Origin of the sequence: Streptomyces sp. NPDC059853 (genome assembly GCF_042731495.1) — a bacterium.
Lineage (GTDB): Bacteria > Actinomycetota > Actinomycetes > Streptomycetales > Streptomycetaceae > Streptomyces.
The window spans coordinates 1-16,126 of record NZ_JBHWJL010000109.1; the positions used below are offsets into that span (position 1 = coordinate 1).

Below are 16,126 nucleotides of genomic sequence, written 5' to 3' on the forward strand. Positions count from 1 at the left end.
GGTAGGGCGCGGCACACCCACCCCCGGTCGCGCCCCCGCCAACCCGCGGCGGCGGCCCCGGGGGGCTGTGGGCCCCCCCCCCCCCCGGGCCGTTTCGCGCTGCCTGTGTCCCCGCGGGGTGGATCCCCGGGGGGCTATTCGGCGTTCTTCACGTCCAGGCCGAGGCCCGGGAGCAGGTCCTGCACCAGCGGCGGGATGGTGACATCCGGCTGGGGCAGCGGGCCGAGCGGTCCGGTGGCGGGTTCGCCGTCCTCGTCGGTCTCCGGGGTGGGCTCGGCGGGGCTGAGCAATCCGGTGCCGCCGAGCAGCCCCTGGTGCTCCTCGGTGGCCGTGGGAGGGCTCTCCTGGCCGCGCTGAGGGGCTTCGGCGTCTTCGGTGGCGCCGGGGGGCTCGGTGGTGCCCGAGTCGGGCGTACGGGGCGTCTCAGCGGCGGAGGGGGCGTCCTGCTCCTCGTCGCCGGTGCCGGGCTCGGCGGCGGCCGAGTGCTCCGGCTCCCGGGGGAGCAGGCTGCGCAGCGGGATGATCTCGTCGTCCATCGCGTCGAAGACCGAGGTCACCTCCTCACCGATGTCCCACAGCTGGGCGGGGAGTTTGCCGCGCAGCAGATCCCAGGTCTCGCGGTGGCCTTCGGCGAAGGACGACAGCGTCTGGAGCGGGTCGAGCGAGCCGTCCGCCTCGTAGGCCCGGCTGAGCAGCCGGTGTCCGTGGGAGGCGTTGTCGGCCATGCTGCTGAGGGTGGTGCGGATCTCGTGCAGCTGCTCGTGGTCGAGGTCGCCGGCCCGGCCCCGGTCGAGGAGGCGGCGGGCCTCGTGCAGCCGGGTGGAGGCGTGGTCGAGGTAGAGCTGGGCCCGGGCGGTGTCGCCGGCGGCGAAGTCGAGGCGCAGGTCCTCCATGCCGCGTTTGAGGCCGTAGAGGGTGTCGCCGGGGAGCGCGTTGGTGCTGGCGACGGCGGCGCCACCGAGGGCGCCGGCCGCCACGCCCACGGACAGGCCGCCGGCGGCGAGGCCCTTGGTGAGGCGGCTGCGCGGGCGCAGCCGGCCGAGGGCGCTCAGCGGGGGCGCCCGGTGGGCGCCGCGGCCGTTTCTGGCGGCGGCGGGCTGGTCGGGGACCCGGTCCTCGCCGCGGCGGGCGGCGAAGGCGGTTTCCATGGCGGCCATCAGCTGGGCGCGCTGCACCGTTTTGGTCTCGGCGCTCAGCTCCGGCCGGGGCAGGGCGGTCAGCCGGTCCGCCACGGACAGCAGGGCGGCCTGCTCGGGCCTGTCGGCCGGCGGTGCCTCATCGGGCCCGCCCGCCGCGGCCGCCTCGTCCGGCCGGGGCTCCTCGACGGCCTGGGCGAATTCCTGGGCGCGTCGGCCGGCTGGCACGGATCCGATCACGGGCGGCACCTCCTCTCGTCAGCACGGTCGACTCCCTGGTGCGGATGGATGGTTGCCGGTCGCCACCGGTATCACCCGTTCGAGTGATAGTGGGGTGGCGGTGCCGGTTGTAGGGAGTCTGCGAACTCGACAACGAGCGGACGGGCACTCGGGTTACGGCTGGAAGATAATGTTACTGTTCGCCGTTGACTGGTGACGTTCGGCGCCCAACGGGGCCTGGCGCGGGGGCGGTTCGCTTATCGAGCGTCGTCCGGCAGCAGCCGGGCGAGGGTGCGCACCGCACGGTATTGCAGCGTTTTGATGGCCCCTTCGTTCTTGCCCATCACGCGGGCGGTCTCGGCGACCGACAGGCCCTGGAGGAAGCGCAGCGTGACGCACTCCTGCTGCTGGGGGTTGAGCTTGCGGACGGCCTCCAGCAGGGCGGTGTTGGACAGGCTCTCCAGGACGGAGTCCTCGGGGCTGCGCTCGACCTCGTTGGCGTCGAGCATCTCGCCGGTGGTGATCTCCAGCCGGAAGCGGCTGGACTTGAAGTGGTCGGCGACCAGGTTGCGGGCGATGGTGACCAGCCAGGCGCCGAAGTCGCGGCCCTGCCAGGTGAAGGTGCCGATGCGGCGCAGGGCGCGCAGGAAGGTCTCGCTGGTGAGGTCCTCGGCCGTGGCGCGGCCGCCGACGCGGTAGTAGATGTACCGGTAGACGGTGTCGGAGTAGTGGTCGTAGAGGCTGCCGAAGGCCTCGGACTCGCCGGCCTGGGCGCGTTCGACGAGGTCCATCATGCGTCGGCTGTCGCTGTCGGCGGCCGGGCGGCGGGCGGCGCCGCCCCGGGGTACGCGGCGGCCGGTGCTGGGGGAGGCGGCGGAGGCCGCCGCGGGGGCCGCTGGGGTGGCGGGCGTGGTGGGGACGGGGGTCGCTGAGGCGGAGGTGGTGCCGGCGGTGCCATCGGCGAGGACATAGGCGGGGCCGGCGGGGACAGGTGCGGCGGTGAGGGCGGGCAGGGCGTACGCGGGAGGGACGAGGACGCGCAGTCGGCCGAAGACCGTCGTGCGCAGCGTAGCCAGGCCCGAGGTGTCAACCCCGACGTGTGGGTACACGGGACTCCCAGAGGCAGAGCTTCCGACACGTGCAGTGGTGCGGGGTCCGTCAGCCGACACCTGGGGGGAGACGCCTGGGGACCGGAATGCGTCTGAGGAGAATAACGCTTCGTACTTGGCGTGCTACGCGTAGTTGCGAAAATCGCCGATTAGGTTTGAAGAGTTACGTGATGCTATCGGCGCGCTACCCAACGCCATGGAAGAACTGATCAGCAGATGCTTCGATCTGATCGCTGAATGAACGAATCCGACCGATGGCCGGTCGGGGGACTGGCCGGCGCGCGGGCGGGGTAAAGGGCCGGAATGTGCCTGGCGTACGGGGGCCGCGTCCCGGCGTCCCGGCCCCGCCCCTCAGCGCCGTCGGCGCCGCAGCGCCAGCGCGGCCACCGTGCCGCCCGCCACCGCCCCGGCGCCCGCCGCGGCCGGCACCCCGATCCGTACCGCCTTGCGGCCCGTCCGGTAGTCCCGCACCCGCCAGCCCTCCTTGCGGGCGTGCGCGCGCAACTTGCTGTCCGGATTGATCGCGTAGGGATAACCGACAAGAGACAACATCGGGATGTCGTTCGCCGAATCGCTGTACGCCGCGCAGCGCTCCAGATCCAGCTCCTGGCGCTCCGCCAGGGCCCGTACGGCCATCGCCTTGGCCGGGCCGTGCAGCGGCTCGCCCACCAGCCGGCCGGTGTACACGCCGTCGGCCGACTCGGCCACCGTGCCCAGCGCGCCGGTCAGCCCGAGCCGCTGGGCGATGATGGTGGCCGTCTCCACCGGCGCCGCCGTCACCAGCCACACCCGCTGCCCGGCGTCCAGATGGGCCTGGGCCAGCGCCCGGGTGCCGGACCAGATGCGGCCCGCCATGTACTCGTCGTAGATCTCCTCGCCCATCGCCACCAGCTCGGCCACCTTGTGGCCCTTGACGATGGACAGCGCGCTGTCGCGGGCGTCCGCCATGTGCCCGGCGTTCTCCGCGCCGGCCAGCCGGAAGTACGCCTGCTGCCAGGCGAAGCGGGCCAGGTCCCGGCCGCTGAAGAACTTCCGCTTGTACAGGCCGCGCCCGAAGTGGAAGAGGGCCGCGCCCTGCATCACCGTGTTGTCGAGATCGAAGAAGGCCGCCGCCCGCACGTCCCCGCGCACCGGGAACTCGGGCTCGGCCACCGTCTCGTCGGCCGCCTCGGCGGCGGCCTCGCCCGCCAGTTCGCTGCGCCGGGTCGGTGCCGTCCCGCGGCGCGGCCAGCGGCCCCGGGCCAGTTGCCCCAGCCGGCCGGCCGCACCGGTGGCCCGGTCTTCGCGATCCACGGCCCCGCGGTCGGCGGGCTGGTCCAGCGGCGAGCTTGCCATGGCACCGAGGATAGCCAGTCGCACGCGTGGTCCCGGTGGCGCGGGCATGTCGCCCGGTTTGCCGTGCGCGGCACAATGGGCGCCATGACACCCCTGCTGCGCCGAACGCCCCGCACGTCCCCCCGTCCGCCGAAGGAGCGGACGGTCACGCTGATCGGAAAGCCCGGCTGTCATCTGTGCGACGCCGCCCGCGAGGTCGTGGCGGCGGTGTGCGCGGAGACGGGGGCGGCCTGGGAGGAGCGGGACATCACCGTGGACGAGGAGCTGTACCGGCGGTACTGGGAGCAGATCCCGGTGGTGCTGGTCGACGGCGAGCAGCACGATTTCTGGCGGGTGGACGCGGGGCGGCTGCGCCGGGCGTTGGGAGCTTGAGCCCGGTTTGGTTTAGCATGCGGGGTCGTTTTTTCCGTTCCGGTACGCATACGTGAGGAGTGTGACCAGGTGTCCCTGTTGGCGTATGTGGCACCGGTCACTTTGGGCGGACAAAGCGGACACCATCTTTGTGCACGCGTTCACAAAGGCATAGCCTTGGCGCGACGGGGCGGTCTCGGCGCGTGCGCCGTACGCGACCGCTCTCCGCTTGGCTCGACCGGCAGGAGCACCGTGGCAACTGGCCGAAACCACCGACCGGCGACGCGCAGCCGAGGAATCCCCGAGGCGACTGTCGCCCGGCTTCCGCTGTATCTGCGAGCGCTGACCGCGCTCTCCGAGCGCTCGGTGCCGACGGTCTCCTCCGAGGAGCTGGCCGGCGCGGCCGGGGTGAACTCGGCGAAGCTGCGCAAGGACTTCTCGTACCTCGGCAGCTACGGCACCCGGGGCGTGGGGTACGACGTCGAGTATCTCGTGTACCAGATCTCGCGCGAACTCGGGCTCACCCAGGACTGGCCCGTGGTCATCGTCGGCATCGGCAATCTCGGCGCGGCGCTCGCCAACTACGGCGGTTTCGCCTCGCGCGGCTTCCGGGTCGCGGCGCTGATCGACGCCGACCCGAAGATGACCGGCAAGCAGGTCGCGGGCATCGGGGTGCGGCACGTGGACGAACTGGAGTCGATCGTGCACACCAACGGGGTGTCGATCGGTGTCATCACCACCCCGGCCGGCGCGGCGCAGCAGGTGTGCGACCGGCTGGTGGGGGCCGGGGTCACCTCGATCCTGAACTTCTCCCCGACGGTGCTCTCGGTGCCGGAGGGGGTGGACGTGCGCAAGGTGGATCTGTCGATAGAACTCCAGATCCTGGCCTTCCACGAGCAGCGCAAGGCCGCCGACGAGCTGTCGCGCGGGATGCGGGGCGCCGAGCGCCCGGCGCCCGCCGCCGGTGGCGCGGGCCGCGCGGCCCGTGGCGAGGGGCCCGGCCCCGACGGGGACATCCCGGCGGTGATGCCGGCATGACGCTGCTCGTGGTCGGAGTGAGTCACCGCAGCGCGCCGGTGAGTGTCCTGGAGCGGGCGGCGATCGCCCCCGGGGCGCGCGCCGGGCTGCTGGCGGAGCTGCTGGCGGCCGAGCCGGTGCTGGAGGCGGCGGTGCTGTCGACCTGCAACCGGATCGAGCTGTACGCGGACGTGGACCGGTACCACGCCGGGATCGCCGAGCTGTCCGGGATGCTGGCCCGCTACGGCGGGGTCGGTCCCGACGAGCTGGACCCGTACCTCTACGCGCGGTACGGGGACGAGGCCGTCACCCATCTGTTCACCGTGGCCTGCGGGCTCGACTCGATGGTGGTCGGCGAGGGGCAGATCCTGGGGCAGCTGAAGGACGCGCTGGCCCTGGCGCAGGACGAGCAGAGCGCGGGCCGGCAGCTGAACGACCTGTTCCAGCGGGCGCTGCGGGTCGGCAAGCGGGCGCACAGCGAGACCGGTATCGACCGGGCCGGGCAGTCGCTGGTGACGTTCGGTCTGGGACAACTGGCCCCGGCGGGGGTCCCCGCGGCCGTCCCGGCGCAGGCGTGGGGCGAGGCCGGGCAGCCGGACATGTCGTGGGTGCGCGGGCTGCGGGCGCTGGTGATCGGCGCCGGGTCGATGTCGTCGCTGGCCGCCGCGACGCTGGCGCGCGCCGGTGTGGCCGAACTGGTGATCGCCAACAGGACGCTGGAGCGCGCCGAACGGCTGGCCGCGTCCCTGGACGCCCAGACGGCGCCCGCGCCCGGGCAGACCGGTGAGCCGGAGGACGGCACGGGCCGCGGCGATCCGGGGTGCCCGGTCGGCTCCGGCTGCGCCGCCGATGCCGGTGCCGCCGCCGCGCAGGACGTACCGCGCGGGCCGCGGGCCCGGGCCGTGCCCATCAACGCCATCTCCATCACCGCCGAGCTGGCCCTGGCCGACCTCGTCATCTCCTGCACCGGCGCCACCGGCCTGGTGCTGACCGCCCAGGCCGTGGCCGGGGCGCTGCGCGAGCGGCGCCCGGACCAGCGGGAGCCGGCGCTGCTCGACCTGGCGATGCCGCGCGACATCGACGGCGCCGTGCACCGGCTGCCGGGGGTGCGGTTCGTCGACATCGAGTCGCTGGCCGCCGCCTCGGCGGACGCCCCGATGGCCGCGGACGTCCAGGCCGTGCGGGACATCGTCGCCGAGGAGGTCGCCGACTTCGGCGCCGCCCAGCGCGCCGCCTACATCACCCCGACCGTCGTCGCCCTGCGCGCGATGGCCGCCGACGTGGTCTCCAGCGAGCTGGCGCGGCTGCACGGCCGGCTGCCGGGCCTCGGCGAGAAGGAACGCGCGGAGGTCACCCACGCGGTGCGCCGCGTGGTGGACAAGCTGCTGCACGCGCCGACCGTCCGGGTCAAGGAGCTGGCCGGGGAGCCCGGCGGCGCCGACTACGCCGCCGCGCTGCGTGAACTGTTCGATCTCGACCCGCAGCCGGCCGCCGCCACCAGCGGCACCGGCAGCACCAGACGTAACGCGGAACAGGAGCGGTCATGACCACCCCCACCCGGGCCCTGCGGCTCGGCACCCGGCGCAGTGCCCTCGCGATGGCGCAGTCCGGGATGATCGCGGACCAGGTCCGAGCCCGCACCGGGCGACCGGTGGAGCTGGTGGAGATCACCACCTACGGTGATGTCTCCCGGGAGGCGCTGGCCACCATCGGTGGTACCGGTGTCTTCGTGTCGGCCCTGCGCGACGCGCTGGTGGCCGGGGAGATCGACCTCGCCGTCCACTCGCTGAAGGACCTGCCGACCGCCCAGCCGCCGGAGCTGGCCCTGGCGGCCGTCCCGGTGCGGGCCGATGTGCGCGACGCGCTGGTCGCCCGGGACGGGCTGACCTTCGAGGCGCTGCTGGTGGAGAACGGCACCGCCCGGGTGGGCACCGGCTCGCCGCGCCGTATGGCGCAGCTCCAGGCGTGGGCCCGCTCGCTGGGTTGCGAGTTGGACACGGTCGCGATCCGGGGGAATGTCGACACCCGGATCGGGTACGTGCGGGACGGCGAGCTCGACGCCGTCGTGCTCGCCTCCGCCGGTCTGCACCGACTGGGGCGGGAAGCGGAGATCACCGACTTCCTGCCGCCCGACACAGTCCTGCCCGCCCCCGGCCAGGGGGCACTGGCGGTGGAGTGCGCCGCGTCCGACGCGGAGCTCGCCGCCCAGCTCGCGGAGCTGGACGACCCGCACACCCGGGTCGCCGTCACCGCCGAGCGAACCCTGCTCTCGGTCCTGGAGGCCGGTTGCAGCGCACCCGTGGGTGCGCTCGCCGATCTGCGGACCGACGAGCGGGATGTCACCGAAATGCGCCTGCGCGGCGTCGTCGGCACCACCGACGGCACCTCGCTGGTGCAGCTGTCCACCACCGGTCCCGTACCGGCGTCGCCCGCCGAGGCGGTGGCCCACGCAGCACGTGTGGGTGCCGAACTCGCCCGGGAGATGCTCGCCAAGGGCGCGGCCGGTCTGATGGGGGAGCGAGCACATTGAGCCCCACCGCCGCACGCATTCTGGCGGCCCAGCCGGCCGGTCACTCCGGTCCGTACCAAGGGCACGTCACCTTTCTCGGGGCCGGACCGGGCGATCCGGGCCTGCTGACCCTGCGCGCCGTGGAGGCGCTCGCCCGGGCCGATGTCCTGGTCGCCGATCCACGGGCCTACGACGTGGTGCGCGCGCATCTGCGGCCGGGGACGGACACCCCGCTGCAGAACGGCACTCTCGCCACCACGGCGAGTGATGCCGCCGATCTTGTCATGCGGGCCGCGCGCGGCGGCAAGCGGGTGGTCCGTGCGGTCGCCGGTGACCCCGGTATGGACGCGGACGCCACCGCCGACATGCTGGCGCTGGCCGCCGAGGGCATCACCTTCGAGGTGGTGCCGGGCATCGCGCACGCCGTGGGCGTGGCCGCGTACGCCGGGGTGCCGCTGCGGGACGCGGAGGGCACCGATGTGCGGTTCGTGGACGCGGCGACCGCCGATGAGCGGTGCTGGACGGAGGTCGGCGCGAGCGACGCCACGGTGGTGGTGTCGGCGGTGCTGGAGACGGTGGCCGGCACGGCCGCGCGGCTGATCTCCTCGGGCCGCAAGCCGGACACCCCGGTGTCGGTGACGATCGCGGGCACCACGACCCGGCAGCGCACCTGGTCGGCGACGCTGGGCACGGTGGAGCGGACGCTGAAGTCGGCGAAGGTGCTGCCCTCGCCCGAGGGCGACCGGCCGGTGATAGCCGTGGTGGGGGAACGCGGGGCGAGCGCGCAGCGCGACCAGCTGGCGTGGTTCGAGTCCAAGCCGCTGTTCGGCTGGAAGGTGCTGGTGCCGCGGACGAAGGAGCAGGCGGCCTCGTTGTCGGAGCAGCTGCGGTCCTACGGCGCGGTGCCCAGCGAGGTGCCGACGATCGCGGTGGAGCCGCCGCGCACCCCGCAGCAGATGGACCGGGCGGTCAAGGGCCTGGTGACCGGGCGCTACGAGTGGATCGCGTTCACCTCGGTGAACGCGGTGCGGGCGATCCGGGAGAAGTTCGAGGAGTACGGCCTGGACGCGCGGGCGTTCGCCGGGATCAAGGTGGCGGCGGTCGGTGAGCAGACCGCCCGCGCGCTGATCGACTTCGGCGTGCGCCCGGACCTGGTGCCCAGCGGTGAGCAGTCGGCCGCCGGGCTGCTGGAGGACTGGCCGCCGTACGACCCGGTCTTCGACCCGATCGACCGGGTGTTCCTGCCGCGGGCCGACATCGCCACCGAGACGCTGGTGGCGGGCCTGGTCGAGATGGGCTGGGAGGTGGACGACGTGACGGCGTACCGGACGGTGCGCGCCTCGCCGCCGCCGGCCGAGACCCGGGAGGCGATCAAGGGCGGCGGGTTCGACGCGGTGCTGTTCACCTCCTCGTCCACCGTGCGGAACCTGGTCGGGATCGCGGGCAAGCCGCACAATGTGACGGTGATCGCCTGTATCGGCCCGGCGACGGCGAAGACCGCGCAGGAGCACGGGCTGCGGGTGGACGTGCTGGCGCCGGAGCCGTCGGTGCACGCGCTGGCCGAGGCGCTGGCCCAGTACGGGGAGCAGCGCCGGGCGGCGGCCCTGGAGGCCGGCGAGGTGCTGAAGCGGCCGAGCGAGAAGCGTCCGCAGCGACGGAGGGCGCGTACGTCATGAGCGACCGGTTGAGCGGATACGGTTCTGCATCCGGCGGCTTCCCGGCGGTGCGCCCGCGCCGGCTGCGGACCACCCCGGCGATGCGCCGCATGGTGGCCGAGCACACGGTGCGGCCGGCGGACCTGGTGCTGCCGGCGTTCGTGCGGGAGGGCGTCGCGGAGCCGGTGGCGATCTCGTCGATGCCGGGCGTGGTGCAGCACACCCTGGACTCGCTGCGGAAGGCCGCCGCCGACGCGGTGGCGGCCGGGGTGAGCGGGATCATGCTGTTCGGGGTGCCGGAGGTCAAGGACGCGGTCGGTTCGGCCGGTACGGACCCGGACGGCATCCTCCAGCGGGCGCTGCGCGCGGTGCGGGCCGAGGTCGGCGACGACCTGGTGGTGATGGCCGACACCTGTCTGGACGAGTTCACCGATCACGGGCACTGCGGGGTGCTGGACGAGCACGGCCGGGTCGACAACGACGCCACGCTCGCCCGGTACGCCGAGATGGCGGTGGCGCAGGCGGAGGCCGGCGCCCACATGCTGGGTCCGTCCGGGATGATGGACGGTCAGGTCGGGGTGATCCGGGCGGCGCTGGACGCGGCCGGGCACCACGACGTGGCGCAGCTGGCGTACACCGCGAAGTACGCCTCGGCGTTCTACGGGCCGTTCCGGGAGGCGGTGAACTCCTCGCTGCGCGGGGACCGCACGACGTATCAGCAGGATCCGGCGAACGGGCGGGAGGCGCTGCGCGAGCTGGCGCTCGACCTGGCCGAGGGCGCGGACGCGGTGATGGTCAAGCCCGGGATGCCGTATCTGGACGTGCTGGCCCGGGTGGCGGAGTCGGTGGACGTGCCGGTGGCCGCGTACCAGATCTCCGGTGAGTACGCGATGGTCGAGGCGGCGGCGGAGCGGGGCTGGATCGAGCGGGAGCGCGCGATCGACGAGACGCTCATGGCGTTCAAGCGGGCCGGTGCGGATGTGATTCTCACCTACTGGGCGACCGAAGCGGCGCAGCGGCTGGCAGGCTGAGGGCAGCACACGCGAGGACGTCAGCAGGAGGCACCATGACCAGCACCGTCGCCCGGGGATCCACGGCTGTCGTGACCGGGGCCAGCAGCGGGATCGGCGCCGCCGCGGCGCGGCGGCTGGCGGCGGCCGGGTACCGGGTGGTGCTGACGGCGCGCCGGGCCGAGCGGATCGAGGCGCTGGCGCAGGAGTTGTCGGCGGCCGGGCACGCGGCGGTGGCGTATGCGCTGGATGTGACGGACCGGGCGGCGGTGGACGCGTTCGCGGCCTCGCTGGAGCGGGTGGACGTGCTGGTCAACAACGCGGGCGGGGCGCTGGGCCTCGACCCGGTGGCGCAGGGCGATCCGGCCGACTGGCGCGCGATGTACGAGGTGAACGTGCTGGGCGTGCTGCACATGACGCAGGCGCTGCTGCCGGGGCTGATCGCGAGCGGGGCGGGCACGGTGCTGGTGGTGTCCTCGACGGCCGGGCACGGTACGTACGAGGGCGGTGGCGGCTATGTGGCGGCCAAGCACGGGACGCACGCGCTGACCGAGACGCTCCGTCTTGAGCTGGTGGGTGAGCCGGTGCGGGTGATCGAGATCGCGCCGGGGATGGTGGCGACGGAGGAGTTCTCGCTGAACCGGTTCGGCGGGGACGCCGAGCGGGCGGCGCGGGTGTACGCGGGGGTGGCGCAGCCGCTGACCGCCGACGACGTGGCGGACACCATCGTGTGGACGGTGACCCGGCCGCAGCATGTGAACGTGGATCTGCTGGTGGTCAGGCCGCGGGCCCAGGGGTCCAACACGAAGGTGCACCGGGAGAGCTGATGGGGCCGCTGCCGGGGGTGGTGGCGGTGGCGCGGGAGTACGCGCGTCCCGGGTTCGTGGTGTGGGTGGTGCGCGGCGGCGAGACCGTGGTGGCCGAGGCCGGGGGCCTGGCGGTGGGCTGGGGCGCCGGGCCGGGCGGGGTCGTGGAGCTGCCGGAGGCGCGGCGGGTGCCGATGACGGTGGACACGGTCTTCGATCTGGCGTCGCTGACGAAGCTGTACACGGGGCTGCTGGTGGCGCGGGCGGCGCAGGAGGGGCTGCTGGAGCTGGACGCGCCGGTGGAGAGGTACGTCCCTGAGGTGGCGGCGGGGGCGGGGCGGGCGACGCTGCGTCAGTTGCTGGGTCACACGGGCGGGATGGCCGCCGATCTGGATCTGGCGCCGTATCCGACCCGGGCGGCGCGGCTGGCGGCGGTGCTGGGGCATCCGCCGGAGTACCGGCCGGGGGAGGGCGAGCGGTACTCGGACCTGGGGCTGATCACGGCCGGGGTGGCGGTGGAGCGGGCGGCGGGCGCCGGTCTCGATGTGCTGCTGGAGCGGTGGTTCACCGGGCCGCTGGGGCTGGTGGACACCGGTTTCCGGCCGGGGCGGGTCCCGGGGCGCGCGGAGCGGTGCGCGGCGACGGAGTACCAGCCGTGGACGGGGCGCGGGGTGGTGCGCGGTGAGGTGCACGACGAAAAGGCGTTCCTGCTGGGCGGGGTGGCCGGGCACGCGGGGATCTTCGCGACGGCGCGGGAGGTGGCGGTGCTGGGGCAGGTGCTGCTGAACGGCGGCCGGTACGGGGGTGTGCGGGTGCTGGCGCGGGAGTACGCGGCGCTGTGGCCGGGCTGGGAGCGCGACCGGCCGGCGTACATGGGGACGCTGGCGTCGCCGGAGACGTTCGGGCACTGCGGGTTCACGGGGACGAGTGTGGTGGTGGACCGGCGCGGTGGCACGGTGCTGGTGCTGCTGACGAACCGGGTGCATCCGGGGCGGGAGCGGGACGCGGCCGGGGTGCGGGCGGCGGTGGCTTCGGCGCTGTAGGCGCGGGGGTGCGGGGTCCGGCTGGGAAGAGGCCCTGTCGTCGGCGCGGCACCGAGTGTACATTCGTACACTCGGTGGGCGGACCGGTCCGGCCACCGTGCCGTGCCCTCATGTCTAAGGACCTTTCCGTGGATCTCGCCACGCTCCGCCGCCGGCGGTCTCTGTTCCTCCTCTTCCTCCTCCCCGGTCTGTCGATCTCCTCGTGGGTGACCCGCACCCCCGACATCCGTGACGCGCTGGGCGCCTCGACCGGGCAGATGGGGCTGATCCTCTTCGGCCTCTCGGTCGGCTCCATGCTGGGCATCCTCAGCTCCGGGGCGCTGGTCTCCCGCTACGGCACCCGGCCGGTGGTGGGGCTCGGCACCGTCCTGGTGGTGGTGAGCCTGGCCATCATCGGCGTGGGCACCCTGTCCGCGACCACCCCCGTGGTCACCCTGGGCCTGGCGCTGTTCGGGGCCGGGATGGGCTCCGGCGAGGTGGCGCTGAACGTCGAGGGCGCCGAGATCGAACGGATCACCGGGCGGGCGGTCCTCCCGGCCCTGCACGGCTTCTTCAGCCTGGGCACGGCGATCGGCGCCACCCTCGGCATCGTCTGCACCGCCACCCGGCTGCCCGTGCACGGGCATCTGCTGGCCATCGCCTCGGTCGCCGCGGTCATCCTGATCGGTGCCTTCGGCGGCATCCCGGCCGGCGTCGGCCGCCGCGAGGACACCGGCCGCGCGACGGCGGACGGCGGGGCCGCCGCGGCGCGCCCGGTGTGGCGGGACACCCGGCTGCTGCTGATCGGCGGCGTCGTGCTGGCCATGGCGCTGGCCGAGGGCGCGGCGAACGACTGGCTGCCGCTGCTCATGGTCGACGGCCACGGGCTGGACGCCTCGCTCGGCTCGGTGATGTACGCGGGCTTCGCCGCCGCCATGGCCACCGGCCGCTTCAGCGGCACCGTCCTGGTCAACCGCTTCGGGCGGGCCACCGTGATGCGGGCCAGCGCCGTCTCGGGGGCCGCCGGGCTCGCCCTGGTGATCTTCGCCGGGAACCCGGTGCTGGCCGGCTGCGCCGTCCTGCTGTGGGGGCTCGGCGCCTCGCTCGGCTTCCCGCTGGCGCTGTCGGCGGCGGGCGAGTCCGGGCCCGACCCGGCCGCCCGGGTGAGCCTCGCCTCGATCATCGGCTACACCGCCTTCCTCGTCGGGCCGCCGGGGCTCGGCTTCCTCGGCGAGCACTACGGGCTGCGCGGGGCGATGGTGGTGGTCCTGGTGTGCGTGATCGGGGCGATCTTCCTCGCCCCGGCGGTGGGCAGCCGCCCCGTCCCGCCGGACCGGGGGACGGAGCGGGACGGGGACGGTGCCGCCCCCCTGCCGCAGGCCGCGCCGGAGGCCGGGGAGGCGGCCGCGGAGGTGACCGCCGAGCGGCGTCCGGCCCCGTAACGGCGCCCGGCCCGGCCGCCGTGGCCGCCGGGCCGCCCCCGCAGGGGGGTGCTGGGAACAGAACTGCTACCTGTACGGCACCTACCCGGCCGCCGCGTGCGGCTCCGGCGAGGACAGCCACGCCTTCCAGATCGAGCAGGGCGCCTCCGAGGACATCGAGTTGTCCGGTGACACCGTCGCCTGCGTCGGTATCCAGCCCACGACCACCGGCGACGAGCGCCGAGTACGAGCAGCTGATCATCGGCATCCTCGACGACCCGGGCGACCCGGTCAGCCTGCCGCCGGCCGCGCCCGTCCTGGTGGACGCGCCCGGCACCACCCAGTGGACCGCCGCCCCGGCCCTGGCCGTGCCCACCACCTGCTGACGCGTGCCCCTCAGGGCCTCCGGCCCCGGAAGGTGCGCCGCAGGTCCGCCACCCAGGCGTCCGGGTTCTCCCAGGGGATGAAGTGGCCGCCCCGGTCGTGGGCGGTGACGTTGACGTGGTGGAACCACCGGGCCTGCGGGCCGGTCACGAAGGCCCGCACCCGCTCCTCGGCGGTGTGGATCCCGGGCGGGTTCTCGTAGCCGACGAGGGTCACGCCGACCGGCGCCTCGACCACCGGGGTGCGGTCGTGGACGGGCGTCCACGGGTAGCGGTTGGCGTTGGCGTAGTACCGCATCGAGGTGGCGATCGAGTTGTTCACCCAGTAGATGGTGGCGTGGGTGAGCAGCTCGTCCGGGGTGAAGACGGACGCGAGGTCGCCGCCGTTGTCGCTCCAGGTGTTCCAGCGCTCCAGCAGCCAGGCCAGCAGCCCGGCGGGTGAGTCGCTGAGGCCGTGGGCCAGGGTCGCGCCGTCCAGCATGTGCACCGCCAGGTGCGGGGCCCAGCGGCGGTCGAGTTCGGCGATGCGGGCCCGGACGGCGGCGGGCTGGTCGTCGGTCAGCGGGCTGTTGCGGGCGAAGTCCCAGGCGCGCGGGCCGTTGAAGAAGCTGAGCGGCAGCCCGGAGCCGATGTGGATGCCGTACAGCGCGTCCGGGTACTTGTGGCCGAGCTGGCTGGAGACGAGGCCGCCGATGTCGCAGCCGCCGGCCGCGTACTTCTCGTACCCCAGGGTCTCGGTCATCAGGGTGTGCCAGAGGTCGGACACCTTCCAGAAGTTGATGTCCGGGAAGCCGGTCAGCGGGCCGGGGAAGCCGAAGCCGGGCAGCGAGGGCACGATCACCTCGAACGCGTCGGCCGGGTCGCCGCCGGAGGCGGCCGGGTCGGCCAGCGGGTCGATGACCTTCGACCAGTGCCAGAACGTCCACGGCCAGCCGTGGGTGAGGATCAGCGGTACGGGGGAGGGGCCGGTGCCCGGCTTGCGCAGGAAGTGCACCGGCACGCCGTCGACGGGCACCGTGTAGTGCTCGTAGGCGTTGAGGGCGGCCTCGGCCGCGCGCCAGTCGTAGCCGTCCCGCCAGTGGGCGACCAGTTCCCCGAGGTAGCCGGCCGGGACGCCGTAGGACCAGTCCTCGTTCCCCTCGTCCAGCGGCGGGCGGGTCAGAGCGAGCCGGGCCCGCAGGTCCTCCAGTACCCGGTCGGGCACCCGGATCGGGGTGGGCTCCAGCGGAAAGGCGGCTGCGGGGGGCATGGCGCGGTTCCTCCCGGGGGTGCGGCTGAGGGCCCGGCCGGACCGGCGGAGGATACGGCGGCGAGCCGGGCCAGTTTACGGAGCACGGGCGGTGCCCCGCTCGCCGTGCGGCGGGCGGGGCACCGGAGAAGAGTGGAGCGCTGATCCCGGGAGGGGTGCTTACGGGACCTGGAGGAGCTTGTTCGGGGAGCCGGTGCCGGGGCTGCCGACCTGGCCGGTGACGGACGCGGAGTCCAGCGCGGACCAGACCTGGGCCGGGGTGGCACCGGGGTTGTCGGCCAGGTAGAGGGCGGCCGCACCGGCGACGTGCGGGGTCGCCATCGAGGTGCCGGAGATGGTGTTGGTGGCGGTGTCGCTGGTGCGCCAGGCAGCCGTGATGTTGGTGCCGGGGGCGAAGATGTCCACCGTCGCGCCCCAGTTGGAGTAGCTGGCGCGGGCGTCGTTGTTCTGGGTGGCGCCCACCGTGATGGCCTCGGGGACCCGGGCCGGCGAGTAATTGGCGGCGTTCGCGTTGCTGTTGCCCGCCGCGATGGCGTAGGTCACGCCGGCGGCGATGGAGTTGCTGACGGCCTGGTCGAGGGTGGCGTTGGCGCCGCCGCCGAGGCTGACGTTGGCGACGGAGGGTCCTGAGGCGTTGGCGGTGACCCAGTCGATGCCGCCGATGACGGAGGCGGTGGTGCCGCTGCCGGCGTCGTTGAGGACCTTGACGGCGACGATGTCGGCGTTCTTGGCGACGCCGTAGGCGGTGCCGGCGGCGGTGGAGGCGACGTGGGTGCCGTGGCCGTTGCCGTCGCTGGCGGTGCCGCCCCAGTAGTCGTAGCCGAAGCTGGCGCGTCCGCCGAAGTCCTGGTGGCTGGTGCGGATGCCGGTGTCGATGACGTAGACGGTGGTGCCCGCGCCGGCG

At 74.1% G+C, this 16,126-nt stretch carries 15 protein-coding genes; 10 read left to right on the forward strand and 5 right to left on the reverse strand.

Annotation, left to right across the window (positions count from 1 at the left end):
• Nucleotides 1–134 precede the first annotated feature (134 nt).
• The 3 genes from ACFV5N_RS14185 to ACFV5N_RS14195 all read right to left on the reverse strand — a co-directional run bounded on the left by ACFV5N_RS14185 (nucleotide 135) and on the right by ACFV5N_RS14195 (nucleotide 3,799).
• Nucleotides 135–1,376 carry a DUF5667 domain-containing protein gene (locus ACFV5N_RS14185; RefSeq protein WP_385598627.1) on the reverse strand — a complete coding sequence of 414 codons (1,242 nt, stop codon included), beginning with the start codon at nucleotides 1,374–1,376 and terminating at the stop codon, nucleotides 135–137.
• A 236-nt stretch (nucleotides 1,377–1,612) separates the two neighbouring features.
• Nucleotides 1,613–2,464, reverse strand: a complete 852-nt coding sequence (locus ACFV5N_RS14190; RefSeq protein WP_385598630.1) for an ECF subfamily RNA polymerase sigma factor, BldN family — start codon at nucleotides 2,462–2,464, stop codon at nucleotides 1,613–1,615.
• A 351-nt stretch (nucleotides 2,465–2,815) separates the two neighbouring features.
• A complete protein-coding gene (locus ACFV5N_RS14195) occupies nucleotides 2,816–3,799 on the reverse strand; it encodes an HAD family hydrolase (protein ID WP_385598632.1) in 984 nt (327 codons plus the stop codon).
• An 84-nt stretch (nucleotides 3,800–3,883) separates the two neighbouring features.
• Here ACFV5N_RS14195 and ACFV5N_RS14200 point away from each other — a divergent pair, with 84 nt between their 5' ends.
• The 10 genes from ACFV5N_RS14200 (at nucleotide 3,884) to ACFV5N_RS14245 (ending at nucleotide 13,976) form a co-directional block, all read left to right on the forward strand.
• Nucleotides 3,884–4,171, forward strand: coding sequence for a glutaredoxin family protein (locus ACFV5N_RS14200; protein WP_385598635.1), 288 nt, complete (start codon nucleotides 3,884–3,886; stop codon nucleotides 4,169–4,171).
• 231 nt (nucleotides 4,172–4,402) lie between these two features.
• Nucleotides 4,403–5,188 (forward strand): redox-sensing transcriptional repressor Rex, encoded by a 786-nt coding sequence (locus ACFV5N_RS14205; protein WP_385598638.1) that lies wholly within the window; start codon nucleotides 4,403–4,405, stop codon nucleotides 5,186–5,188.
• A complete protein-coding gene (hemA, locus tag ACFV5N_RS14210; protein WP_385598641.1) occupies nucleotides 5,185–6,714 on the forward strand; it encodes a glutamyl-tRNA reductase in 1,530 nt (509 codons plus the stop codon). Before ACFV5N_RS14205 ends, hemA begins: the two co-directional genes overlap by 4 nt.
• Nucleotides 6,711–7,697, forward strand: a complete 987-nt coding sequence (gene hemC / locus ACFV5N_RS14215; protein WP_385598644.1) for a hydroxymethylbilane synthase — start codon at nucleotides 6,711–6,713, stop codon at nucleotides 7,695–7,697. The genes hemA and hemC overlap by 4 nt, the downstream gene beginning before the upstream one ends.
• A complete protein-coding gene (locus ACFV5N_RS14220; RefSeq protein ID WP_385598647.1) occupies nucleotides 7,694–9,352 on the forward strand; it encodes a uroporphyrinogen-III synthase in 1,659 nt (552 codons plus the stop codon). Before hemC ends, ACFV5N_RS14220 begins: the two co-directional genes overlap by 4 nt.
• On the forward strand, nucleotides 9,349–10,362 hold the full coding sequence (gene hemB, locus ACFV5N_RS14225) for a porphobilinogen synthase (RefSeq protein ID WP_385598649.1): 1,014 nt from the start codon (nucleotides 9,349–9,351) through the stop codon (nucleotides 10,360–10,362). The genes ACFV5N_RS14220 and hemB overlap by 4 nt, the downstream gene beginning before the upstream one ends.
• A 35-nt stretch (nucleotides 10,363–10,397) precedes the next feature.
• Entirely contained in the window at nucleotides 10,398–11,168 is a 771-nt protein-coding gene (locus ACFV5N_RS14230) for an SDR family NAD(P)-dependent oxidoreductase (protein ID WP_385598652.1), read from the forward strand.
• Nucleotides 11,168–12,190, forward strand: a complete 1,023-nt coding sequence (locus ACFV5N_RS14235; RefSeq protein WP_385598655.1) for a serine hydrolase domain-containing protein — start codon at nucleotides 11,168–11,170, stop codon at nucleotides 12,188–12,190. The genes ACFV5N_RS14230 and ACFV5N_RS14235 overlap by 1 nt, the downstream gene beginning before the upstream one ends.
• A gap of 128 nt (nucleotides 12,191–12,318) precedes the next feature.
• Complete coding sequence (locus tag ACFV5N_RS14240; protein WP_385598667.1) at nucleotides 12,319–13,611, forward strand: MFS transporter; 1,293 nt, start codon at nucleotides 12,319–12,321, stop codon at nucleotides 13,609–13,611.
• 167 nt (nucleotides 13,612–13,778) lie between these two features.
• Nucleotides 13,779–13,976: a hypothetical protein gene (locus ACFV5N_RS14245; RefSeq protein ID WP_385598658.1), complete on the forward strand. Its 198-nt coding sequence runs from the start codon at nucleotides 13,779–13,781 to the stop codon at nucleotides 13,974–13,976.
• 10 nt (nucleotides 13,977–13,986) lie between these two features.
• Here ACFV5N_RS14245 and ACFV5N_RS14250 read toward each other — a convergent pair whose 3' ends face one another.
• Together ACFV5N_RS14250 and ACFV5N_RS14255 are read right to left on the reverse strand one after the other, a co-directional pair.
• Entirely contained in the window at nucleotides 13,987–15,222 is a 1,236-nt protein-coding gene (locus tag ACFV5N_RS14250) for an epoxide hydrolase family protein (RefSeq protein WP_385598661.1), read from the reverse strand.
• Nucleotides 15,223–15,381: 159 nt separating this feature from the next.
• On the reverse strand, nucleotides 15,382–16,126 hold a 745-nt coding region (locus tag ACFV5N_RS14255), incomplete at its 5' end, for a S8 family peptidase (RefSeq protein ID WP_385598664.1).